Genomic DNA, 21,880 nt, shown 5'->3' on the forward strand with positions numbered 1-21,880 from the left:
CGCAGCGCGCCGGGAAGGGGACGCCCAGCCGCGCCACGGACGTATCCGTGTCCAGCCACCGCCAAACGGGGATTCCCATGCAGCCGCCTACCGTCTCACGCCTGACCCGCGCCGTTCATCTGGCCTGTCTGTGTACGCCGTTGCTGACGGCCCCGGCCGTGGCCCTGGCACAGGACGCCGCAGCAACCGGACCCTCGACCACCGAGCTCGACACCATCGTCGTCACCGCCGGCAAACGCCAGGAGTCGGTGCGCGAGATCGCCGGCTCGGTGTCGGCGGTCACCGGGCAGCAGCTCGAGGATCTCGGCGCACAGTCGCTGGGCGACTACATCCAGCGCACGCCCGGCGTGGTGTTCAACAACTACCAGCCGGGCGTCTCGCATGTGGTCATGCGCGGCATCGCGACCAGCTCGGGCAACGTGCAGGGGCAGACCACGACCGGCTACTTCCTCAACGAAGTGCCGCTGACCGAGCCGGGCTGGACGATCGTCGTCCCCGACATCGACGCCTTCGACATCAATCGCGTCGAAGTGCTGCGCGGACCGCAGGGCACCTTGTTCGGTTCGGCGTCGATGGGCGGGGCGATCAACTACGTCGCCAACCTCGCCGATGCCTCGGGCTTCGACGCCGCCGCCGAACTCACCGCCAGCCAGACCCGCAATGCCGATGTCGGCTTCGGCGCCAAGGCGATGGTCAACCTGCCGATCGCGCAGGATGTGCTCGCGGTGCGCGCCGTCGCGCAGCTGCGCGAGGACCCGGGCTACCTCGACAACATCGGCCTGGGCCGCGACGGCAGCAACGACAGCCGGACCGCCGGCGGCCGACTGTCGGTCACGCTGACGCCATCGCAGGCCACCACACTGAGCTGGTTGAGCCTGTGGCAGAACACCGATGCCGACGACAACAGCTACCGCATCGCCGGGCTCGGCGAGTTCGAGCGCAATACCGCGATTCCCGAGTTCACCGACACGCGGGTCGCGGTGCACAGCCTGCGGCTGGACCAGGACCTGGGCTTTGCGACCCTGACCGCGCTGCTCGCCCAGCAGGACAAGCGCCAGGACTGGCAGTTCGACTACACCCCGATCCGCGGCGCCTACAACGCCGACCTCGGGCTCGATCTCGACACCCCGCTGTACATCGCATCTGGCGGCGAAAGCACCGGACGCAGCCTGGAACTGCGGCTGGCCTCGTCTGGTGCGCAACGGCTCGAGTGGCTGGTGGGGGGCATGGTGTTCCAGACCGACAAGGCCACCTACGAAGCGCTCGGCGCGCAGGGGGCGGCCGGGGCGTTCGACCGCTCGCCGCTGTTCGGACCGGGCAGCGGCGCGGTCATCGCGCCGGACGACGCGATCTTCAACGCGTTCTACAGCCATCTCGACGGCACCGAACTGGCGGTCTTCGGCGAGGGCACGTTCCATTTCAACGACCAGTGGAAAGCCACGCTCGGCGGCCGCTTCTTCCGCACCCGCGTCGAGTCGCGCAGCACCCAGGTCGGGTTCTCCACCTGGCCCGGCGCCCCGGTCGTCACCCGGGCGCGCACCGACGAGGACGGCTTCAATCCGAAGGCCTCGCTGACCTGGACACCGTCTCAGGACCTGATGGTCTACGCGCTGGTGTCGGAAGGTTTCCGCTTCGGCGAACCCAATACAGGGGGCCTGAGCGCCTACCCGATTCCCGCCGGCTCGCGCAGCGACAGCCTGGTCAACTACGAGCTCGGCGCACGCAGCAGCTTCGCCGACGGCCGCTGGCTGGTCGACGCCACGCTGTTCTACGTCGACTGGAAGGACATCCAACTGCGCCTGCAAACGCCCGACTTCTACAACTACGCCAGCAACGGCGGCCAGGCCTACAGCCGCGGCGTCGAACTGGCGACCACCTGGCGACCGGTCGCCGGCTTCGACTGGCAGTTGGCCGCGACCTGGCAACAGGCCCGACTGGACGAGGACCTGGAGATCCTCTGGGCCGGCACCGCGCCGGCAGGTGCGCAGCTGCCAGGCTCGGCCGACTGGACCGTCAGCAACGTGCTCAATTACCAGTTCGACGCGCGCTTCGCGCCGACGCTGACGCTCGCCCACCAGTACGTCGGCAGCGGCATCAGCGACCTGGCATCGGCCGTGCCCGGTGCGGTCCGTCACACCCAGGGCAACTACAACACCGTCGACCTGCGCTATCGCATGACCTTCGGCAGCACCGACCTGACCCTGTTCGGCAGCAACCTGGGCGACGTGCGCGGCATCACCCGCAGCGTGTCCGAGGTCAACGGCATCGGCCAGGGCCTGGTGCGGCCGCGCACGTTCGGCGTGACGGTGCACTGGCGCTACTGATCCGACGCGGCTGCGCCGCGTCGCAATTCTTCATGCCGGCCCAACCCGGGCACGGCGCGACAGGAGATGCACGAGTCCATGACGTCATTCGATTCCCCGGCCGGGCGCGCCGATGCGCTGGCGCTGGGCCGGCTGGACGCGCACGCGCAGGCCGCGCTGCGCAGCAGCGGCAAGGTGTCCGCGCTCGAACTCACCGAGGCGGCGATCGTCCGCGCGCAACTGATCGATCCCGCGCTCGGCGCGTTGAGCCATCCGGCATTCGACGATGCCCGGCGCCGCGCGCGCGCACTAGATGCCGCAGGCCCGGACCCGGCCGCGCCGCTGGCCGGTGTCCCATGGCTGGCGAAGGATTCGCTGCGCGTACCGGGCATGCCCACGCGCGGCGGCTCGCGCAGCCGTAGCAGTGAACCGGCGACCGAGGCGCCGCCGTTCGTGCAGCGCTTCGACACTGCGGGCCTGGTGGCGATCGGCAAGAGCGCGATGCCCGAGTTCGGCCTGATGGGCTCGACCGAACCGCTGCTCGGCCCGGTCACGCGCAACCCGTGGTCGCGCGCGCATTCGCCGGGCGGCTCCAGCGGCGGCGCCGGAGCCGCACTCGCGGCCGGCATCGTGCCGCTGGCGCACGGCAGCGACGGTGCAGGCTCGATCCGCATTCCGGCCTCGGCCTGCGGCGTCGTCGGGCTCAAGCCCGGGCGTGGGGCCTGCGTGCAGGTGCGCGGCCGCCATGCGATCGAGGACCTGATCGTCGCCGACAGCCTGATGTCGCGCAGTGTTCGCGACACCGCCTGGGCCTTCGCCACCGCGCATCCCGACCGCCCGGCCGCGGTGACCGGGCCGGATCGGCAACGCCTGCGCATCGGACTGGTGCTCGAATCGCTGCCAGGGCTGGCGCCCGCTCCCGAGGTCGCGGCGGCGACGCAGTCGGCCGCGCAGCTGTGCGTATCGCTGGGCCATGCGGTCGAGGCGGTGACCTGGCCTCTGGACGGCGAGGCGGTCTGGGCGGCGTTGCACACCTTGTGGTCGCGGCTGGGCGTGGACGCGGTCGAACTGGCGACCGCCCAGGGCGGCGCCGCATTCGCGCAGCGCACACTCGAGCCGTGGACGCAGGGCCTGGCGCAGTGGCACGAGGCGCACTGCGGGGTCGCCGAGCTCGAACGCGCCTGGACGACCATGGCCGCGCTGCCGGACCTGTTCTCGCGCTTCCACGCGCACTACGACGTGCTGCTGTGTCCGACCCTGCGCACGCCGCCACCGACCCTGGGCACGCTGGCGCCCGACCGCGACTTCGCCGCGCTGTTGCCGGCGATGTTCGAATGGATCTCCTACACGCCGCTGCAGAACCTTGCCGGCACCCCTGCGATCTCGCTGCCGCTGGCGCACAGCGACAGCGGCCTGCCGATCGGGGTGCAGTTCGCGGCCGACCGCGGCCGCGAAGCCCTGCTGCTGGCGCTGGCCTACGAACTGGAGGCGGCCGCACCCTGGCAAGATCGCTGGCCACCGACGTCGGTGGCCAACCACGAGGACACACGCTGATGGGTCACGCCCGCGACACCCGCTATGCGCCCCGCCACGACGGCGACATCGTGCGCCTGGTCCAGGCGCAACCCTTCGCCTGGCTGGTGTCGCCCGGCGGCGACGATGCGGCGTTCACCCCGCTGCCGCTGCGCGTGGAATGCGATGCCCAGGGGCGGCTGGTCGCACTGCGCGGCCACCTGGCACGACGCAACCCGCACGTGGCCAGGCTGCAACGCGATCCGCGGGCCCATGCCCTGGTCATCGGTCCGCACGCCTACGTGTCGCCGAGCTGGCTCGACGACCGCACCCAGGCCCCGAGCTGGAACTACGCCGCGGCTGCGTTCACGCTGGACGTCGCCTGCAGCGACAGCCAGGCCGACATCGCCGACGAGCTCGATGCGCTGGTGACGTCGATGGAAGCGGGCCGCCCGGCTGCCTGGTCGATGCAGGAAATGGGCGAACGCTACGCCCGGCTGGCGAGCGGAGTGACCGCGATCCGCGGCCACATCGTCGCCACCCGCGCCACGTTCAAGCTCGGCCAGGACGAAGCGCCGCACGACTTCGCGCAGTTGCTCGCGGGCCTGACCCGCGGCGGCGAACACATGCTGGTCGACTGGATGCGCGACTTCGCCGCGGACCACGACGCATGAGCGCCGCGCCCGACGCGCTGGACCCGATGCTGCGCGGCTTCGTGACCGCGATCTGCAGCGAAGGCGCCCGCCTGGCCGGCGGCCGCACGCTCGACTGGCCGCAGCGGCGTGCGATCGCCGAGACCGTACGGACGCCGTGGCGCGCGGGTGGGCCGACGATGGCGCAGACCACCACGCATCGCATCGACAGCGCGGCGGGCGCCTTCGACGTGCGCGTCTACCGTCCGGCGGGCGCGAGCCACCCGGCTCCGGCACTGGTCTACGTACACGGCGGCGGCTGGTGTCTCTTCAGCCTCGACACCCACGACCGGCTGATGCGCGAACTCGCTGCGCGCGCGGGCATCGTCGTGGTCGGGATCGACTACGCGCTTGCGCCCGAGCATCCCTATCCGACCGCACTGCGGCAATGTGTGGATGCGGTGCGTGCGTTACGCGCGCGCGCCGACGACTTCGGCCTCGATGCCACGCGACTGGCGATCGGCGGCGACTCGGCCGGGGCGAATCTCGCACTCGCCAGCGCACTGCAATTGCGCGACGCGGACGGGCAGACGGGACTCGCCGGCTTGCTGCTGCACTACGGTGCGTTCGACACCGCGATCGACGCCGACTCGGCGACGACGCTGGGCGGCGCCGATGCGATGCTCGGCGCGGACGAGATGGCCGATTACTGGCGCGCCTATCTCGGTGAGGCGGCGGACCGCTGCCGCGACCCCGCGGCCGTGCCCGCGCATGCCGCACTGCACGGCCTGCCCGCGACGCTGCTGCTGTGGGGCGAACGCGACGTGCTCGCGGCGCAGAATGCGGCGATGGCGGCGCGCCTGCGTGCGAGCGGCGTCGAGGTAGAAGCGCAGGCGTATGCCGGGGCGCCGCACAGCTTCCTGGAGGCCATGTCGGTGTCCGACATCGCGCGCGATGCGCTGGCGCGCGGCGCCGGCTGGCTGCGCACGCGGCTGGCGCCTGCCGGAGCGGGCGCATGATCCGCCGTCTGGCGCTGGGCGTGCTGCTGTTACCCGGACTGGCGTCCGCGCACGTCCCTGCGCACGGCCACCTGCCGACCCCCGAGGACATCGCCGCGCTGGCCGCCGTCGACGATCCGCAGATCGCGCCCGACGGACGCCGCATCGCCTACACCGTCGGCACGCCGCAGCCCGGCGGCGCAGCGCCACGCACGCAGGTCTGGCGCGTGGCGTTCGACGGCGACACTGCGCCGCGTGCCCTGCCCGTGCCGGACGACGCCCAGGACCGCCAGCCGCGCTGGTCGCGTGACGGCCGGCAGTTGTTGTTCCTGTCCGACCGTCGGCCACCGGGCGCCGACGCCACCGGCCCGACCCAGGTCTGGCGCGTCGACGCCGACGGTGATGCGGCGACACCGCTCACCGATACGCCCGCCGATGTGACCGCGTTCGACCTGTCGCCCGACGGCACCCGGCTCGCCTGGCTGCAGACCGATCCACCCTCGCCCGATGAGGCCGCGCGCCTGGCGGCCAAGGACGATGCCGTCGTGGTCGAGCAGCCGACACGTTTCTCGCGCGTGTGGCTGCGTGCGCTGCCCGATGGCGCGGCACGCGCGCTCACGCCGGTCGGGCTGCAGGTCCACGACCTGGCGTGGTCGCCCGACGGCCGCACGCTGGCGCTGCGCACGTCTTCGGGCACCACGCTCAACGACTACTGGTACGACTCGGCAGTGGTCTTGCTCGACGTCGCCAGCGGACGCATCGGTGCGCCGCTAGAACCGCATGCCTCGGCGCATCCGCTGCAGTGGTCGCCCGACGGCACCCGGCTACTGTACGGCCGCCTGGGCACGCACGGCATGGTCGCCACACCGATCGTGCACGACATCGCTCGCGACACCCGCGTCGCGCTTGGCGAACACTGGCCGGGCACGCTGTGGCTGGCGCGCTGGCAGGATGACGCGACCCTGCTCGGCCAGGGCCAGCGCGGCATCCGCGGCGCCTTGGTGCAGCTCAATGCGGCGACCGGCGCGGCGACCGAGCGCGCGCGGCCGCAGATTCCGTTCCGCGGTTTCACCGTCGCCGCCGATGGCCGCGCCGCCTACCTCGGCCTGCGCGACGACAGCCCCGGCAATGTCTGGACCTTCGACGGCACGCGGCTGGCGCAACGCAGCGACCATCACCGGCAGGTCGCCGGCTGGCGGCTGGGTCGGGTGCGCGAACTCGAATGGCCCGCCTCGCGTGATGGCCGTTTGATCAGCGCCCTGCTGGTCACCCCGCCCGACTGGGATGGTGCGACGCGGCTGCCGACGCTGGTGCAGATCCACGGCGGGCCGGGTTGGGCCTGGTGGTCGGGCTGGCAGGGCTCGTGGCACGAATGGGCGCAGCTGCTCGCCGCACGCGGCTACGCCGTGTTGCTGCCCAACCCGCGCGGCTCGGAAGGGCACGGCAGCGAATTCGCCGAACTCGCCCGTGGCGACTGGGGCGACGGCCCGTTGCAGGACGTGCTCGACGGCCTCGACCTGCTCGAGCGCGACGGCATCGCCGATCCGGCGCGCGTCGCGATCGGTGGCTGGAGCTATGGCGGCTACCTGTCGGCCTGGGCGGTCGCACGCAGCGACCGGTTCCGCACTGCGATCGTCGGCGCCGGCGTGCTCGACCTGGCGAGCGCGGCGCTGACCAACGACGTGCCCGACTACCTGCCCGGCTACTTCGGCGATCCGCTGCGCGAGCGCGCGACCTACGACGCGCAATCGCCGGTGCATCACGCGCGCGACATCCACGTCCCGGTCCTGATCCTGCATGGCGAGGCCGACGCGCGCGTGCCACTGTCGCAGGCGCAGATGCTCCATCGCGCGCTTCGCTTCAACGGCACGCCGGTCGAGCTGGTCACCTATCCGCGCGGCCCGCACTGGTTCCACGAACAGGCCCACGAGATCGATCTGCAGCAGCGCGTGCTCAACTGGCTCGATCGCACGCTGCGCTGAACCGGCTCGGTTCACGGTCCGCAGCCGCGCGGGCTGGCAGGGTGCGGGATCACGGCATCGCCTCGGCGCCCGCGCGCGGGGCGGTGCTGCCCGTTCCCCGCACGATGGAGCCCGCCATGTCCTCCCGACGCGCTTTCCTGTCCGCCGCCGCCCTCGGCGCCGCCACCCTCGCCGCCGCGCCGCTGGCCGCGCGCGCCCAGACCGCCCCCGGTGATGTCCTGCCGACGCAGGGCCGTCGCCGGTCCGCTGCGCTGCCGACCAATCCCGCGAGCAGCGGCAGATACCGCCCGCGCGCGCGCGTCGGGCTGGGCGGCGCGCCACTGGGCAACAACTGGGCGGTCGTCACCGAGGACGACGCGCAGGCCACACTGGAGGCCGCGTGGGACGGCGGCATGCGCCTGTTCGACACCTCGCCCTGGTATGGCCTGGGCCGCTCCGAGCGTCGCTTCGGCCACGTGTTGGGACAGAAGCCGCGCGCCGAGTACGTCATCTCCAGCAAGGTCGGCCGCCTGCTGACCGCGACGAAGGAAACGCCGAAGGTCGGCTGGAAGGACCCGCCGCCGTTCGATTACCGCTACGACTACAGCGCGGCCGGCACGCGCCGCTCGATCGAGGACAGCCTGCAACGCCTGGGGATCGATGCGATCGACATCGTGCTGATCCACGACCTGTCGCCCGACAACGGCGACATGAAGGAACGCTGGACCGAGTACTTCGAGCAGGCCCGCACCGGCGCCTTCGTCGAGCTGACCAAGATGCGCGAAGAAGGCCTGATCAAGGCCTGGGGAATGGGCGTCAACACGCCAGACCCGGCGCTGCGGGCGATCGAGGTGGCCGACCCGGATCTCTTCCTGCTCGCCTGCCAGTACTCGTTGCTCGACCACCAGCGCGCGCTCGACGACACCTTCCCCAAGCTCGCCGCGAAGGACATCTCGGTGATCGTCGGCTCACCGCTGCTGGCCGGCTTTTTGACCGGTCGCGACCGCTACCTGTACGGGTCGCAGCCGGTGCCGGCCGATGCCCAGCAAAGACGCGCGAAAGCCGAAGAGATCGTGCGTGCGCATGGCGTCGACCTGCGCACTGTCGCCCTGCAGTTCGCCAATGCACCCGAGGTCGTCTCGGCGATCGTGCCCGGCGCACGCAACGCGCGGCAGGTGCAGGAAAACATCGCCTCGATGTCGGTGGCGATTCCCGGCGGCGTCTGGGACGACCTGCGGCGCGCCGGCATCGTCGCTGCGAACGCGCCGGTGCCTGCAGCGGGCTGATGCAGCCCGCCCCCGGCGCTACGGCGTCGAGTGCGAGGCCGCCAGCCGGGCGCGCACGGCCGCGATCAACGCCGGCAGGGTCTCCACGCGCGGCACGCCGTAGCGCGCGGCGGTGATGTCCAGGTCGCCCTTGCGGAAGTAACCGGCCGGCGCCGCCAACAGCCGCTTGCCCGAGCGCGAGCAAGGTTCGACGCATCGTGGCCATACCTGCACAGGCCCGCCCTGATCGCAGACGCGCGGCCATCGCCACCGCCGACGCACCGCATGCGACCGGGCTGGCTACACTTGGCGCCAATGAACCCGCATGTCGTTCTGCTCGCCTTGATCCTCGTCCTCGTCGCGGTCGCGACGGGCCTGCTCGTGTTGTTGCTGTTGCGTCGTCCCGGCGCGGGCGGCGAGGCGCTGGAGCGCGCGCTGCGCGAGGAACAGCGCGCGGGCCGGACGGAGCTGCGCCAGCAGCTCGATGGCTTCGCCACTGCCCAGGCGCAGCGCATCGACGCGTTCGGCGCGCAGCTGCAGGCGGTCGCCGCACGCACCGACCAGCGGCTGGATGAGTTCACCGTGCGCACCGATGCACGGCTCGACGCATTCACCCGCACCACCGACGAACGCCTCGACGTGCTGCGCGCGGCGCTGGGCGAGGACGCGCGCAAGGCCCGCACCGAGGGCGCGGACCAGCAGCAGCGGTTCGCCGATGCGCTGGGCGCGCGCCTGAACGAACTGACCCAGCGCAATGAGCAGCGCATCGGTGAGATGCGCGCCACGCTCGAGCAGCAGCTGCGCGCCTTGCAGGCCGACAACGCCGCCAAGCTCGAGCAGATGCGCGCGACCGTCGACGAGAAGCTGCAGACCACGCTCGAGGCGCGCCTGGGCGCGTCGTTCAAGCTGGTGTCCGAGCGGCTCGAGCAGGTGCAGCGCGGCCTGGGCGAGATGCAGCAGTTGGCGACCGGCGTGGGCGACCTCAAGCGCGTGCTGAGCAACGTCAAGAACCGCGGCGGCTGGGGCGAGGTGCAGCTGGACAACATCCTCGAGCAGACGCTGACCCAGGAGCAGTATGGCCGTGGCGTGCGGGTCAAGCCGGGCGGTGCGGAAGTCGTGGATTTCGCGATCCGCCTGCCGGGCCGTGGGGATGCCGACGCCGTCGTGTGGCTGCCGGTCGATGCGAAGTTCCCGCGCGAGGATTACGAGCGCCTGCTCGATGCGCAGGAACAAGGCGACGCGGAGGCCGTGAAGACCGCGGTCGCCCAGCTCGAACGCGCAATCCGGGTGCAGGCCAAATCGATCTGCGACAAATACGTGTGCCCGCCGCACACCACCGATTTCGCGGTGATGTTCCTGCCGACCGAAGGGCTCTACGCCGAGGTCATCCGCCGCGCCGGCCTGGTCGATCTGCTGCAGCGCGAGCACCGCATCGTGGTCGCCGGGCCGACGACGATCACCGCGCTGCTCAACAGCCTGCAGATGGGCTTCCGCACGCTGGCGATCGAGCAGCGTTCGAGCGAGGTGTGGCAGGTGCTGGGCGCGGTCAAGACCGAGTTCGGCAAGTTCGCGACCGTGCTCGAGCGGGCGACCAGCCAGCTCGACACCGTGCAGAACAGCATCAAGGCGGCGGGTGTGCGCACGCGTGCGATCGAGCGCCAGCTGCGCGGCGTCGAGTCGCTGCCCGGCCCGGACGCGCAGGCGCTGCTGGGCGATGCGCTCGACGACAGCGTCGACGGCGCGCAGGACTGACCGGCGCCCACATCGCCGCCGCCATGACGGCGCGGCGGTGGCATGATCGGCGCTCCCCCACCTGCCGACGCCTGCCATGACCGCAGCACTGACCGACATCCCGCTCACGACCATCGATGGCGAGACCACGACACTCGGCGCCTACGCCGGCAAGGCGCTGCTGGTGGTCAACGTGGCCTCCAAGTGCGGGCTGACCCCGCAGTACGCCGGACTCGAAGCGCTGTATCGCGACAAGCACGCGGCGGGGCTGGAGATCTTGGGCTTTCCGGCCAACGACTTCGCCGGCCAAGAGCCGGGCAGCGACGCGGAGATCCAGCAGTTCTGCACGCTCCACTACGACGTGGGATTTCCGTTGTTCTCCAAGATCGCGGTCACCGGGCCAAACGCGCATCCGCTGTATGCCGCGCTGACCGCGGCGCAGCCGCAGGCGACCGGCGAGGGTCCGATGCGCGAACGCCTGCGCGGCCACGGCATGACCCCCAACCCGGCGCCGGGCGTGCTGTGGAATTTCGAGAAGTTCCTGATCGACCGCCACGGTCGCGTCGTCGACCGCTTCGCGCCGGACGTGACCGCCGACGATCCGCGGCTGCGCGCGGCGGTCGAGGCCGCGCTGGCGGGCTGAGCGGGTTCGCCCCGCCCACACGATCGACGGCGGGACCGCATGCGGCCCCGCTGTGACTCAGGGGTTGGAGATGCCCGGCACGACTGGGATCGCATCGACCGGCACGGTCGGCATCGCGTCGTCTTCGTAGAGGTAATCGGGCAGGTCGTCGTCGTCGCTGCGATGGCGGCGCACCGACTCGATCTGATAGGCGCGGCGCTGCATCCAGGCATCGCGGATCAGCGCGTACTCGTCTGTCGCGCCCTCGCGCATGCTGTCGACCACGAACAGCCGCGTACGCAGGTCGACCAGTTGCAGACCCTGCAGGCCATAGCGCCAAGTGTCGTCGCTGAGCTGGCGCAGCGGCGACAGCGGCGCGTCGCCGACCATGCCGAACCCGTCGCGCAGCGTGCGCGGGCCGAACAGCGGCAGCTCGACATAGCGCGAGTTCTGCCAGCCCCACACGCCCAGCGTCTGGCCGAAATCGGCATCGCGATGCGGGATGTCGGCGTCGGTGGCCGGGTCGAAGATGCCGCCGATGCCCAGCGTACTGTTGACGACGAACCGGCCCAGCGACTGGCCGGCGTCCTTCGGCCGCCCCTGCAGCAGCGCATTGAGCGCCGACACAGGCTGGCGGAGGTTGCTGAAGAAGTTGGTCACGCCCAGCCGCACTGGCCGCGGCACGATCTTCGCGTAGACCTTGGCCAGCGGCTTGGCGACGCCGCGGTCGACCGCGCTGTTGAACGCGAACATCTTGCGGTTGAACGGTTCCCACGGGTCGTAGCTGCGCGGCATCTGCGCGGCCGCCGGCAGCGTCGGGTCGGCGACCGGGTCGTAGACCTGCTCACCGTAGAGCGCGGCGTAATCGAGCTCAGCCTGGGTCGGCATGTCGGCGACCGGCGTGCCATCCGCGGGCGTGGCATCGCCGGCGATGCGCGCAGCCTCGTCGAAGGCCGCCACGACCGTGGCCTGATCGGGCGCGACCGGCTGCTCGGACGCATCGGCCTGGGCCGCGTCGGGCACACCGGTCGGGGCAGGCGCATCGACCGCGACCGGCGAGGGAACCCGATCGCGCGGCGCGCCGGTCCCGGCGCAGGCGACGAGCGTGGCCGCGGCGAGCAGCGGCAGGATCGGGCGGAACGTACGAAGCGGTGTCGACATCGGAGAAGTCCGGTGGGGGGGCCGATGGAACATCAAGAAACCCTGGATCGAAGGGGCGCCGGTGGTCTCGCCGTCGTCCCCCCGGGGTCCGGCGCCGATGCCGCGCGCAGGCGCGACCTCAGGGCAGAACCGACCGCGTCGGCGACGACGACGATACACCCGCCGTCCTGCACGCCGCGCGTCACGCGCGCACGTAGGCCAGCGCCGGGGTCAGCCGGTAGGCGCTGCGCAGCTCGGCCAGGCCCGGCGGTTCGCCGTGGACCGTGAGCGCACCGTCCCCGGCCAGTTCGGCCAGCAACGCGAGCCCGGCGCTGTCGACGGCAGTGACCGTGGTCAGGTCGAGACGGCTGGCGCCGGCGCGCAGCGGCTGCACGCGCGGCCACAGCGCCGGCACCGTCACCGCCGACAACGCGCCGGCGAACGCCAGGGCATCGCCGTCGCGCCGGACCGAGGCTGCGGCGGGCGCGCTCATCGGCCGGTGTCGGCCTGGATCTGGCCGGCGCGCAGTTCGCGGGCGACCTGCTGGATCGACTTGCGCTGCAGCTCGGGGTCGAACTGCTCGCGGAACGTGCGCACGAACGACACGCCCTCGACCATGACGTCGAACACCTTCCAGGTGCCGCCGCTCTGGCGCATCAGATAATCCACCGGGACCGGCTCGCCGCCGCTGCGCAGCAGCTCGCTGGACACACGCACGCCGAGGCCGCGCGGCAGGGGCGCCTCGGACTTGATGCGCACGCGCAGCTGGGTGTTGAAATCGAGCAGCGAGGAGCCGTAGCGGCGCATCAGGTTCTCGGCCAGCGCATCGCCGAATGCCTTGACGTCGGCATCCGAGGCGCCGCGCCCATGCCGTCCGAGCACCTGCCGCGCGGCGTAGTCGCGGTCGAACATGGTGTCGAACTCGCCGGTGATGAAGCGCTGCAGCGCCGCGCGGTCACGGCTGAACTCGGCGCGCCGGGCCTCGATCGTCTTGAGCACGCGTTCGCTGTTGGCCAGCACCAACTGGCTCGGCGAGCCGGCCTGGGCGTCGGCGGCCGGCGCGGCGGCCGGACGGGCCTGCGCGGACACGGTCGCGACCGGCAGGGCGAGTGCGGCGGCCAGCGCCAGCGGCAGCACACGGCGGATCAGGGGCATGCGGATCATGGGAGCACTCCTTCGTCACGGGGGGACGCGTCGGGGGACGCGGCGGCGGGCGGGTCGTCCGCCGGCGGCGCGGCATCGCCGCCACCGCTGAACATGTACTTGCCGACCATCTGGATCAGATCGACCGCCGGCGAGGTGAACGCGATCTCCTCGCCGGGCTGCAGCGATTCGAGGTCGCCGCCAGGCGACAGGCCGACGTAGCTCTCGCCCAGCAGGCCGCCGGTGAGGATCGCGGCCGAGGTGTCGGCCGGAATCTCGGCGTAGCGGTCCTCGATCGCCAGGGTCGCGATCGAATCGAACTTCACCGGGTCCAGGTCGATCCTGTCGACCCGGCCGATGGTCACGCCACCGATCTTCACCGGGGCGTTGGGGCGCAACTGGCCGAGATTGCTGAAACGCGCGGTGAGTTCGTATGTGCCGCCACGGCCGAAGCCGAACTTGCCGTTGGTCGAGGCGATCGCCAGCACCAGCAGCGAGCCGAGCGCCAGCAGCAGGAACGCGCCGACGGCGAACTCGAGACGGGGACCACGGGCGCTTGTCATGGGTGTCACCTTTGCAGCGGGCCGCCTGCGCGGCGGTGAAGGAAAAGACCGGACGCCGGATCGGGCATCAACGGAACAGGAATGCGGACATCACGAAGTTGAACATCAGCACCAGCAGCGAGGCGTTGACCACCGCCCGCGTGGTGGCGACCGAGGTGCCCTCGATCGTCGGCTCGGCATGGAAGCCCACATAGGAGGCGACCAGCGCCGCGGTGCCGCCGAACACCGCCGACTTCAGGAACGCGGTCAGAAAATCGCCGCGGAAGTCGACCGCATCCTGCATCGTCTGCCAGAACATGCCGTTGTCGATGCCCAGCACCTGGACCGCCTGGAACCAGCTTGCCGACAGCGCCAGGCTGCAGAAGAACGCGGTCAGCAGCGGCACGCAGATCACCGCCGCCCAGAACCGCGGCGCGACCGCCTTGGCGACCGGGTCGATCGCCATCAGGCCCAGCGCGGTGATCTGGTCGGTGGCCCGCATCAGACCCAGCTCGGCGGCGATCGAACTGCCGGCACGGCCCACGAACAGCAGCGCAGTCAGCACCGGCGCCAGTTCCCGGTACAGGCCCAGGCCGATCAGCACGCTGACCTGGTTGCTGGCGCCGTAGGTCTCCAGCGCGCGGTAACCCAGCAGCGTCAGCGACAGGCCGACGAAGGCGCCGCCCACGGCGATGATCGGCAACGAACGGCCGCCGATCTTGTAGACCTCGCGCAGCAACTCGGCGAAGAAGTCGGCAGTCGGCCGGGAGGCGCGCAGCACCGACAACGAGAACAGCCCGGCACGGCCGAGCGAACGGATGGCGGCGGTCATCGGCGGCATCCCGGGCAGCGATGGCGGGCGGTACACGGACGGATCGCGCGCGTCATGCCGCCTCCGTCCGGACGAGGTCGGCACGGTCGAACGCGATCGGCCCATCGGGCTCGCCGCGCAGGAACTGCCGCACCAGCGGGTCCTCGGAGGCCTCGAGCGCGGCTGGGGTGCCGGCGAACACGATCCGGCCATTGGCGATCACCACCGCGCGATCGGCGACCGGCAGCGTCTCGTGGACATGGTGGGTCACCACGATGCTGGTCAACCCCAGGCTGGCATTGAGCCGCGCGATCAGGCTCATGATCACGCCCGAGGCGATCGGATCCAGGCCGGTCAGCGGCTCGTCGTAGATCATCAGCGGCGGGTCGAGCGCCAGCGCGCGGGCCAACGCGACCCGCCGCGCCATGCCGCCCGACAGCTCGCGCGGATACAGATCGGCGGCCGCGCGCAGGCCTACCGCCTGCAGCTTCATGTCGACCAGTCGCGCGATCACCGGCTTGGGCAGGTCGGTGTGGATGCGCAGCGGCAGCGCGATGTTCTCGGCCGCCGTGAGATCGGTCAGCAGGCCGTTGCCCTGCAGCAGTACCCCGATGCCCTTGCGCATCTCCAACAGCGCGCGCTGGCGCTGCGGCACCGGACGCCCGAACACCTCGACCTTGCCGGCGGCGGGCACCAGCTCGCCGGTCAGCGCCGAGAGCAGCGTCGACTTGCCGCTCCCCGACGGGCCCAGCACCGCGGTCACGCTGCCGCGCGGCACCGTCAGGTCGATGTCCGCGAGCACGGTCCGGCCGCTGCGGTCGAGACGGACCCGGTCGAGACGGACGGCGATGTCGGGAGCGGGATCGAAGGACACGCAAGCAGCCGAAGTTAAAAACCCGTCAAGGTTGGCGGAATGCAACTGAACACAGGCGGAGTGACTGAACCGAATAGTACAGTAATTCGTGCCTCCCTGAACGCCTTGGCGGCGAGACGCAGCGCCTCGCGCGCCGCCCGATCGCCCGATCGCCCGATGTGGGACGCGGTGCGCCCGTCACTGGCTGGGCCGGACGCGGGGTCGGATCGGGTGTCGTGCCGACGACCGATCCGGGCGCGCGTCACGCGCCTGGATCGACGATCGCTTCGTGGCCGGGCCGCACCGGCGTGGCGTCCGGGCGCCCCGCCATGTCCTGGTGCAGGATCCGGCGGATCTCCAGGACCGCCGGTGCGGTCTCCTGCACGCTGTGCCCGGACACGATGACCTTTTCCGACAGCGCGTTCGGCAAGTGCGCGCTGCGGTACGGCACCAGACCATCGTCGCTGTCGGCCAAGTCGCCCTCGGCGCTGCGCCGCGCGACGATCGAGTGCAGCCGCACCGCGGGCGAGATCGGCAACTGCGCCGCCGCGCGCACGAACGGATCGTCCTTGGACAGGTTGTCGATGCTGTTGGGCGAGCGCGTCGCGTCGCTGTCCGCATCGTGGCCGGCCAAGGCCTGGATCACGTCGCCGAAGCCCTCGAGCAAGGTCAGTGGCAATCGCACCAGGCCCGATATCCAACGCCCGAGCCGGGTCCCGGCGACCTCGGTGCCGCGGTGCGGCGCGGCGATGAACACCGCACGGCCGACCTGCGGCATCGGCTCGAAGCGCAGCATCGGTTCGAGCCTGGGGCGGATCCGCGCCAGCCGCGCCGGTTCGATCTCGCGCGCCTCGACGACTGCGTCCCACAGCGCATCGCCTGACGACGACACCAGCAGCCGTGCGATCACCCCACCCATGCTGTGGCCGATCAGCACGATGTCGCGCGAAGCGGGGGCCTGTCCGTCGGGATCGACGTGCGCGAGCGCATCGATCACCAGGCGCCGGATCGCCGCCTGATTGAGCGCGATCGGCATGTTGGTCGGGTAATAGACCTGCCAGACCTGGTAGTTCCGGCGCAGCGCCTCGTCGCCCATGATTTCGTTGGCGACGTTGACCCACGCCTCAGGACTGCTGGCCAGGCCATGGATCATCAACACGATGCGCCGCTGCGGATCGTAGGGCTGCATCATGTACAGGTGCGGGCGCTCGATTCCGCGCTCGCGGCCCAGCAAGGTGCGCAGCGACTGCACGGCGAAGCCCGAGCGCGCCAGCCACAGCCCGTAACCGGCGCTGAAGTTCGCGGCCAGAGGCACCGGCTGGCCGCGCAGCACGACGGTGTCCTCGATGTAGGGGTCGTGCGCGCTGGCCAGCACCTCGCGCGTGGCCAGCACTTGGGCCGCATCCTCACCCGGAAAGCGGAACAGCAGGGTCAGGCTCGGCGAGGGCATCTCGCTCCACGCCGGCACGGCGGGGCCGTGCCCGGCGCGCGCTTGGGGCGCGGCCGCAGCGGCGGCGGCCACCGGGTCGTCCATCACTGCCACCATCTCGGCGCCGAACCCATCGCGACGGTAGATGCTGCGCAGGCCCTTGAACGACAGCGATGCGGCCGGCAGCAATTCCTGCGGCATGTCCGTGCCGCCGGGCAGGCGCACGCCGGTCACGTCCATATGCAGCGTCCAGCCAGCGACCTCGATGCGGTCGGCCGCCGGCGCGCTGCGCAATCGGGTATCGAACAGCTGCGTCGCCGCCGCCTGGACGGCATGGTTGTACCAGTCCCGGACCTGGGTCTGGCGATCCTCGAACGCACGCTCCCCCGGCAAGCGCGCGGTGTAGAACAGGTAGACGTAGGCATGGCGCGCGGCTTCGAACAGCGCCTGCAGCCGGGCGTCCGCGCTTGCCGCGTCGACCGGCTTTCCAGGCACCGGCGAGGCCAGCGCCAGGGCGTGCTGCAGCCACAGTTCCGACACCGCCGATTGCAAGCGCTCGTCCGCGATCCCCTCCACCCCCGGCAACGCGTCGATGCACGCGATCGACGGCTGCGCGCAGGCGGCGGTGTCGAGGCCGGCGACGCGGATCGTCTGCGCCGTGGCGGCGCTGAGACGACCGGTGGTCAGGATGTCGCCGCGTTGCAGCGCGATGGTCTCGCCGGGCGTCATCGGCTCGACGGCGACCGAGGGGCCGAACTCACGCAGGATCGCGCAGCCGCCGAGCAAGGCCACCAGCAGCGCGACGACGATCGCCCGCCGCAGCCGCCGGTACAGGCCGCCGGTCATGGCGCGGCGGCAGGCGCGCTCGGCACGCCTTCGCGGATTGCGCGCGGGAAATCGGCGGCCGGCCCGTCGAAAGCGCGGGCGCGCGCGGTGATGCGCCCGGCTGTCCGCAGCGTGTCCAGGTCGTAGCCGGGCATCAGCCCAGCGTGGTCGTAGGCGTAGCCGTCGAAGTGCCCCGACAGCAGCAGCCGGTAGTCGAGCGGCAGCGCCGGCGCGATGCGCCGCGCGAGCGCGAACACGATGGTCGTGCAGTTGCTGGTCAGCGTGTTGTAGAAGCGGGGCTTGCGACGCAGCCGCGCCGCCTCGTCCAGATAGCCCAGGAACACCTCGCGCAGTTCCGCCGGCGGCACGTCGAGCCGGTACAGATACACGTCCTCGCCGCGGACATTGCTGCGCACGCGCACGATGTCGTGCTCGTCGGCCGCCACCAATACGGTCTCGAACTGGCGGAAGAAACCGCCGACCGCCGAGAACGACTCGTCGCGCTCTTTGCGGATCTCCAGTGAGAACACCAGCTGCCGGCCATCGTCGAAGCCGAACGAGATCAGCGTGTGGGCGATGTGCGGCCCCATCCAGTACGACAGGATCAGATCGGCCGACACCAGGTGATCGAGGTCATAGGTGCGCGTCTCCCAGCGCACGGTGTAGTCCTGGTCGCTGCGCCAGTCGAAGTTGCGGACATTGCGCAGCGTGACCCGACTGCCATCGACATCGGCGTCGAGCAATCGCGCGACATCGTCCGCCCACAGGCGCGCGTGCGAGGGCATCAAGGTCTGCCACCAGCCGAGCAGCATCAGCAACGCGATCCCGCCGACGACCGGCGCGATACGACCCCGCGCCCGACGCGGCCGTGGCGGCAGGGACACCAGTACGGCCACCGCAACCGACAACCAGGCCGCGATCAATGGCCATCGCCAGGGCGCCGGCGCCTGGTACCCCAACGCGAACGCCCCCCACACGGCGACAGGCACGACCGCCAGCGCGGCCATGGCGGCACCGAGCCAGCGCCGGGCCGGGTTGCCGGATGTCGTTGGAGGGGGATCTGAACGGAAATCGGGCGCCATGGTCGCGGTTCGAGCCGGGCCTGCAATAGGCAGGACGCGTTCATCCTAGCAATATTTGAACCAGCAAGTACACTATTTAAGTCCGCCCTCCGAGCCTGCCCGCACGCGGCCCATGGCCGTCCGGCGTGTCGCCGGACGCATCTCACGGCATGCTGCGACCCTGAACCGCATGCGTGCCGGAGGCGGGACACTCACACAATTTGAGCCAAATCACGACACCCCCGCCACACCCGGCGCGGAAGACTGGGCGCGTCACTTCCGACCGACCCAGGAGTTTTCCATGCGTCGTATCGTGCTTCCTCTTGCGGCCGTCGCCGCCCTCGCGCTGTCTGCGTGCAACAACCACGACACGCCCGCCACCGGCCCTGCGTCCACGACCGATCCGGCGACGGCGCCGCCGCCGATGGACTCGCAGACGCCACCGGCCAGCGACCCGATGATGCCGCCGCCGACCGACCCGACGCTGCCGACCAACGACCCGGTCGACCCCAGCATGCCGCCGCCGACCGATCCCACGATGCAGCCACCCACCGATCCGACGACCACGCCGCCGGCACCCCCGACGGGTCAGGACGGAACGACCGGCACCTGATCGTCGCGTTCCGATCGCGCTCCTCTGCCCGGTTCGACACGCGGCAGGCGCGACACGCGCTCCAACCGACAAGCCGCCCGTGTGTTCGCGGGCGGCTTTTTGTTGGCTTACTGGCGCATTCGGCTCGACCATCGAACATGCCATCCACCCGAGGATGGCGGCACCGGCGCAACCAGGTGCTTCAGCGCGACGGGTTGCGCCGGGCCTCGTCACTGACGGTTCGACGCGCGCGGAACTCGCTGTCCTCGTTCCACTGCGGCCAGTCGCCCGTGTTGGCGAGCGCCGCCGCCAGGCGGTAGACCGTGCGCGTATCGGCTGTGGGGCCGGCCATGTCCCAGCTGTCGTCGAAGGCGTCGCCGGGCTGGTGATAGCGATGCGCGAAGTAGTCCGCGCGCGCCGCTTTGCCGCCTTCGACGCCGCCATCGAGCTGGTCCATGCCCGGACCGATCGTCAGCGCCGGCACCCCGGCCTGGGCGAACGCGAAATGGTCGGCGCGGTAGAACAGCCCCGCTTCGAGATTGGGATCGGGCGACCAAGTGCGGCCGTCGATGGCCGCCGCCGCGGCCAGGTCGCGCTCGAGCGAGACGCGGCCGTTGCCCCAGGACGAGATGTCGCGGGTTTCGCCGTCCGGGCTCCACATTTCCATGTTCAGCACCGCGGCCGTGGTCTCGAGCGGACGCAGCGGATTGGCCGCGTAATAGGTCGCACCGAGCAGGCCGTTCTCCTCGGCCGTCAATGCGATGAACTGCAAGGTACGCGCCGGGCGCGGACCGGCGGCGAACACGCGCGCCAGTTCGATCAGCGACGCGATCGCGGTCGCGTTGTCGACCGCGCCGTTGATGATCGCATCGCCACTGGCATCGGGCTGGCCGACACCGAAACTGTCCCAGTGGCCCGACAGCACGACCGTCTCGTCGGGACGCGACGCGCCCGGCAGCACGCCGACCACGTTGTGGCTGGTCACGCGCTCGCGCTGCACGTCGAAGGCGATGTCCAGGCGCGCATCGCCGAGCGCGCTGCCGCGAAAGCCCGTCTGCTGCGCCCGGCGCTTTTCGGCCTCGAAATCGAGCCCGGCATCGGCGAACAGACGCACCGCGACCTCGCGCTGCATCCAGCCACGCATCGGCAGGTGATGGGTCTGGGCGTCGGCGCGGACGATGTCGTACTGCGGCCCGGCGCGACCGTTGCGCACCGTCGCCCACGGGTAGGACGCCGGCTCGGTCTCATGGACGATCAGCACGCCGGCCGCGCCGCGTCGCGCGGCCTCTTCGTACTTGTAGGTCCAGCGGCCGTACCAGGTCAGCGCGCGCCCGCCGAAGCGACCCGGCGCCTCGGCCTCGAAATCGGGATCGTTGATCAGGACCACGACCAGCTTGCCGGCGACGTCGAGACCCGCGTAGTCGTCCCAGTCGAGTTCCGGCGCGGTGATGCCGTAGCCGGCGAACACCACCGGCAGGTCGGACAGCGCCACGCGCGCGCCCGGCCGCAGGGTCTCGACCGCGATGTCCTCGCCATTGGCGAGCGCGCGCGTCTGGCCGCCGACATGCAGCCGCGCCTCGACCGGGCCGACGATCGCACTGCGCTCAAGGACGACCGCCTGGGTCCAGCCACCGTCGTCGCCGCCCGGCGACAGTCCGGCCTGCGCGAACTGTTCGGCGATATAGGCAATGGTCTTGCGCTCGCCCTCGGTCGTTGGCGCGCGCCCTTCGAAGGCATCCGAGGCAAGCACCGACAGGTGACGGGCGAGATTGTCGGCGACGATCCCGCCGCCCGGCACATCGGCCGTTGCGGCCGGAGCGGGGCCGCGATCGGTCCCGGCGGCGGCGGCGAATGCCGGCTCGCCGGCGAGCGACAGGGACAGCGCGGCGGACAGAAGAGCGACAGGGACAGCGCGGCGTGGCATCGGCGGATTCTTCCTCGCATGAATTCTCCCCATCATGCCGCAACTGGCCCGGGCCCCTGCCAGCGGCTAAAGTGGAAGATGGTCCCCCCGACAGGAGCACTGCATGTCACGACGCCTCCGCGTTTCGCTGCCCCGGCCCATGCTGGCCGCCTTGCTGGTGCCCGCGTTCGCACTGGCTGCCTGCGCACCTGCCCATGACGAGGGCTTCGAGGAAGAGCCGCCCGCAGCCGGCGTCGCCGATGCCGACACCGGGGCCGGCAGTGCGATCGAAACCGAAGCGGCGGCCGGCGAGCCGTCGGCCGAGGGCGCGATCGGCACCACGCCCTGCGACACCGAGGCGGTGCAGGCCATGATCGGCCAGCCCGGCAACGACGCGCTTTTCGACAAGGCTCAACAGGATGCCGGCGCCCGCACCCGTCGCGCGATCCGTCCTGGCGATGCGGTGACGATGGATTTCCGCGAAGACCGGCTGAACATCGATCTCGACGCCGAGGGCCGGATCACCGGATTCCGCTGCGGCTGATGTCGCGGCGGCC

General features: G+C 71.2%; 20 protein-coding genes. 10 read left to right on the top strand and 10 right to left on the bottom strand.

What is annotated here, in order from left to right:
- The first annotated feature begins 77 nt into the window (after positions 1-77).
- From ABE488_RS11620 to ABE488_RS11645, 6 genes are all read left to right on the top strand, one after another.
- Complete coding sequence (locus ABE488_RS11620; RefSeq protein WP_346448502.1) at positions 78-2,324, top strand: TonB-dependent receptor; 2,247 nt, start codon at positions 78-80, stop codon at positions 2,322-2,324.
- 78 nt (positions 2,325-2,402) lie between these two features.
- The gene (locus ABE488_RS11625) at positions 2,403-3,857 is read left to right on the top strand and encodes an amidase family protein (RefSeq protein WP_346448504.1); all 1,455 of its coding nucleotides are present in this window, start codon (positions 2,403-2,405) and stop codon (positions 3,855-3,857) included.
- The gene (locus ABE488_RS11630; RefSeq protein ID WP_346448506.1) at positions 3,857-4,489 is read left to right on the top strand and encodes an FMN-binding negative transcriptional regulator; all 633 of its coding nucleotides are present in this window, start codon (positions 3,857-3,859) and stop codon (positions 4,487-4,489) included. The genes ABE488_RS11625 and ABE488_RS11630 overlap by 1 nt, the downstream gene beginning before the upstream one ends.
- Positions 4,486-5,466 carry an alpha/beta hydrolase fold domain-containing protein gene (locus tag ABE488_RS11635; RefSeq protein WP_346448508.1) on the top strand — a complete coding sequence of 327 codons (981 nt, stop codon included), beginning with the start codon at positions 4,486-4,488 and terminating at the stop codon, positions 5,464-5,466. Before ABE488_RS11630 ends, ABE488_RS11635 begins: the two co-directional genes overlap by 4 nt.
- Positions 5,463-7,427: a S9 family peptidase gene (locus tag ABE488_RS11640; protein ID WP_346448509.1), complete on the top strand. Its 1,965-nt coding sequence runs from the start codon at positions 5,463-5,465 to the stop codon at positions 7,425-7,427. The genes ABE488_RS11635 and ABE488_RS11640 overlap by 4 nt, the downstream gene beginning before the upstream one ends.
- A 116-nt stretch (positions 7,428-7,543) precedes the next feature.
- Entirely contained in the window at positions 7,544-8,692 is a 1,149-nt protein-coding gene (locus tag ABE488_RS11645) for an aldo/keto reductase (protein WP_346448511.1), read from the top strand.
- 18 nt (positions 8,693-8,710) lie between these two features.
- On the opposite strand, the gene ABE488_RS11650 is transcribed toward ABE488_RS11645, so the two are convergent.
- Complete coding sequence (locus tag ABE488_RS11650; RefSeq protein ID WP_346448512.1) at positions 8,711-8,851, bottom strand: hypothetical protein; 141 nt, start codon at positions 8,849-8,851, stop codon at positions 8,711-8,713.
- Between the two features lie 135 nt (positions 8,852-8,986).
- Here ABE488_RS11650 and rmuC point away from each other — a divergent pair, with 135 nt between their 5' ends.
- Together rmuC and ABE488_RS11660 are read left to right on the top strand one after the other, a co-directional pair.
- Entirely contained in the window at positions 8,987-10,423 is a 1,437-nt protein-coding gene (rmuC, locus tag ABE488_RS11655; protein WP_346441921.1) for a DNA recombination protein RmuC, read from the top strand.
- A 76-nt stretch (positions 10,424-10,499) separates the two neighbouring features.
- Positions 10,500-11,045, top strand: a complete 546-nt coding sequence (locus ABE488_RS11660) for a glutathione peroxidase (protein ID WP_346448514.1) — start codon at positions 10,500-10,502, stop codon at positions 11,043-11,045.
- Between the two features lie 57 nt (positions 11,046-11,102).
- Here the strand turns inward: ABE488_RS11660 and ABE488_RS11665 are convergent, their stop codons facing one another.
- From ABE488_RS11665 to ABE488_RS11700, 8 genes are all read right to left on the bottom strand, one after another.
- Entirely contained in the window at positions 11,103-12,185 is a 1,083-nt protein-coding gene (locus ABE488_RS11665; protein WP_346448516.1) for an MlaA family lipoprotein, read from the bottom strand.
- 181 nt (positions 12,186-12,366) lie between these two features.
- On the bottom strand, positions 12,367-12,657 hold the full coding sequence (locus tag ABE488_RS11670) for an STAS domain-containing protein (protein ID WP_346441924.1): 291 nt from the start codon (positions 12,655-12,657) through the stop codon (positions 12,367-12,369).
- On the bottom strand, positions 12,654-13,319 hold the full coding sequence (locus ABE488_RS11675; protein ID WP_346448559.1) for an ABC transporter substrate-binding protein: 666 nt from the start codon (positions 13,317-13,319) through the stop codon (positions 12,654-12,656). Before ABE488_RS11675 ends, ABE488_RS11670 begins: the two co-directional genes overlap by 4 nt.
- 5 nt (positions 13,320-13,324) lie before the next feature.
- Positions 13,325-13,870: an outer membrane lipid asymmetry maintenance protein MlaD gene (mlaD, locus tag ABE488_RS11680; protein ID WP_346441925.1), complete on the bottom strand. Its 546-nt coding sequence runs from the start codon at positions 13,868-13,870 to the stop codon at positions 13,325-13,327.
- A gap of 67 nt (positions 13,871-13,937) precedes the next feature.
- Positions 13,938-14,681, bottom strand: a complete 744-nt coding sequence (locus tag ABE488_RS11685) for an MlaE family lipid ABC transporter permease subunit (RefSeq protein ID WP_346441926.1) — start codon at positions 14,679-14,681, stop codon at positions 13,938-13,940.
- A gap of 52 nt (positions 14,682-14,733) precedes the next feature.
- Positions 14,734-15,510 carry an ATP-binding cassette domain-containing protein gene (locus tag ABE488_RS11690; protein ID WP_346442081.1) on the bottom strand — a complete coding sequence of 259 codons (777 nt, stop codon included), beginning with the start codon at positions 15,508-15,510 and terminating at the stop codon, positions 14,734-14,736.
- Between the two features lie 265 nt (positions 15,511-15,775).
- Complete coding sequence (locus ABE488_RS11695) at positions 15,776-17,788, bottom strand: alpha/beta fold hydrolase (RefSeq protein ID WP_346448518.1); 2,013 nt, start codon at positions 17,786-17,788, stop codon at positions 15,776-15,778.
- Positions 17,785-18,774 carry a DUF4105 domain-containing protein gene (locus ABE488_RS11700; protein ID WP_346448520.1) on the bottom strand — a complete coding sequence of 330 codons (990 nt, stop codon included), beginning with the start codon at positions 18,772-18,774 and terminating at the stop codon, positions 17,785-17,787. Before ABE488_RS11700 ends, ABE488_RS11695 begins: the two co-directional genes overlap by 4 nt.
- 355 nt (positions 18,775-19,129) lie before the next feature.
- On the opposite strand from ABE488_RS11700, the gene ABE488_RS11705 reads away from it, so the two are divergent.
- Positions 19,130-19,441 (top strand): hypothetical protein, encoded by a 312-nt coding sequence (locus ABE488_RS11705; protein WP_346448522.1) that lies wholly within the window; start codon positions 19,130-19,132, stop codon positions 19,439-19,441.
- Positions 19,442-19,622: 181 nt separating this feature from the next.
- On the opposite strand, the gene ABE488_RS11710 is transcribed toward ABE488_RS11705, so the two are convergent.
- Positions 19,623-21,344 (bottom strand): M28 family metallopeptidase, encoded by a 1,722-nt coding sequence (locus ABE488_RS11710; RefSeq protein WP_346448523.1) that lies wholly within the window; start codon positions 21,342-21,344, stop codon positions 19,623-19,625.
- Between the two features lie 103 nt (positions 21,345-21,447).
- Between ABE488_RS11710 and ABE488_RS11715 the strand changes: the two genes are divergently transcribed.
- Complete coding sequence (locus tag ABE488_RS11715) at positions 21,448-21,867, top strand: I78 family peptidase inhibitor (RefSeq protein WP_346441931.1); 420 nt, start codon at positions 21,448-21,450, stop codon at positions 21,865-21,867.
- Positions 21,868-21,880 lie beyond the last annotated feature (13 nt).

The organism is Luteimonas sp. TWI662, assembly GCF_039673825.1.
GTDB lineage: Bacteria > Pseudomonadota > Gammaproteobacteria > Xanthomonadales > Xanthomonadaceae > Luteimonas.

Excerpts from the sequence above, each read along its gene's own strand:
- ABE488_RS11620 (WP_346448502.1), top strand. The coding sequence starts at position 78 with ATGCAGCCGCCTACCGTCTCACGCCTGACCCGCGCCGTTCATCTGGCC.
- ABE488_RS11625 (WP_346448504.1), top strand. The coding sequence starts at position 2,403 with ATGACGTCATTCGATTCCCCGGCCGGGCGCGCCGATGCGCTGGCGCTG.
- ABE488_RS11630 (WP_346448506.1), top strand. The coding sequence starts at position 3,857 with ATGGGTCACGCCCGCGACACCCGCTATGCGCCCCGCCACGACGGCGAC.
- ABE488_RS11635 (WP_346448508.1), top strand. The coding sequence starts at position 4,486 with ATGAGCGCCGCGCCCGACGCGCTGGACCCGATGCTGCGCGGCTTCGTG.
- ABE488_RS11640 (WP_346448509.1), top strand. The coding sequence starts at position 5,463 with ATGATCCGCCGTCTGGCGCTGGGCGTGCTGCTGTTACCCGGACTGGCG.
- ABE488_RS11645 (WP_346448511.1), top strand. The coding sequence starts at position 7,544 with ATGTCCTCCCGACGCGCTTTCCTGTCCGCCGCCGCCCTCGGCGCCGCC.
- rmuC (WP_346441921.1), top strand. The coding sequence starts at position 8,987 with ATGAACCCGCATGTCGTTCTGCTCGCCTTGATCCTCGTCCTCGTCGCG.
- ABE488_RS11660 (WP_346448514.1), top strand. The coding sequence starts at position 10,500 with ATGACCGCAGCACTGACCGACATCCCGCTCACGACCATCGATGGCGAG.
- ABE488_RS11665 (WP_346448516.1), bottom strand. The coding sequence starts at position 12,185 with ATGTCGACACCGCTTCGTACGTTCCGCCCGATCCTGCCGCTGCTCGCC.
- ABE488_RS11670 (WP_346441924.1), bottom strand. The coding sequence starts at position 12,657 with ATGAGCGCGCCCGCCGCAGCCTCGGTCCGGCGCGACGGCGATGCCCTG.
- ABE488_RS11675 (WP_346448559.1), bottom strand. The coding sequence starts at position 13,319 with ATGCCCCTGATCCGCCGTGTGCTGCCGCTGGCGCTGGCCGCCGCACTC.
- mlaD (WP_346441925.1), bottom strand. The coding sequence starts at position 13,870 with ATGACAAGCGCCCGTGGTCCCCGTCTCGAGTTCGCCGTCGGCGCGTTC.
- ABE488_RS11685 (WP_346441926.1), bottom strand. The coding sequence starts at position 14,681 with ATGACCGCCGCCATCCGTTCGCTCGGCCGTGCCGGGCTGTTCTCGTTG.
- ABE488_RS11695 (WP_346448518.1), bottom strand. The coding sequence starts at position 17,788 with ATGACCGGCGGCCTGTACCGGCGGCTGCGGCGGGCGATCGTCGTCGCG.
- ABE488_RS11700 (WP_346448520.1), bottom strand. The coding sequence starts at position 18,774 with ATGGCCGCGCTGGCGGTCGTGCCTGTCGCCGTGTGGGGGGCGTTCGCG.
- ABE488_RS11705 (WP_346448522.1), top strand. The coding sequence starts at position 19,130 with ATGCGTCGTATCGTGCTTCCTCTTGCGGCCGTCGCCGCCCTCGCGCTG.
- ABE488_RS11710 (WP_346448523.1), bottom strand. The coding sequence starts at position 21,344 with ATGCCACGCCGCGCTGTCCCTGTCGCTCTTCTGTCCGCCGCGCTGTCC.
- ABE488_RS11715 (WP_346441931.1), top strand. The coding sequence starts at position 21,448 with ATGTCACGACGCCTCCGCGTTTCGCTGCCCCGGCCCATGCTGGCCGCC.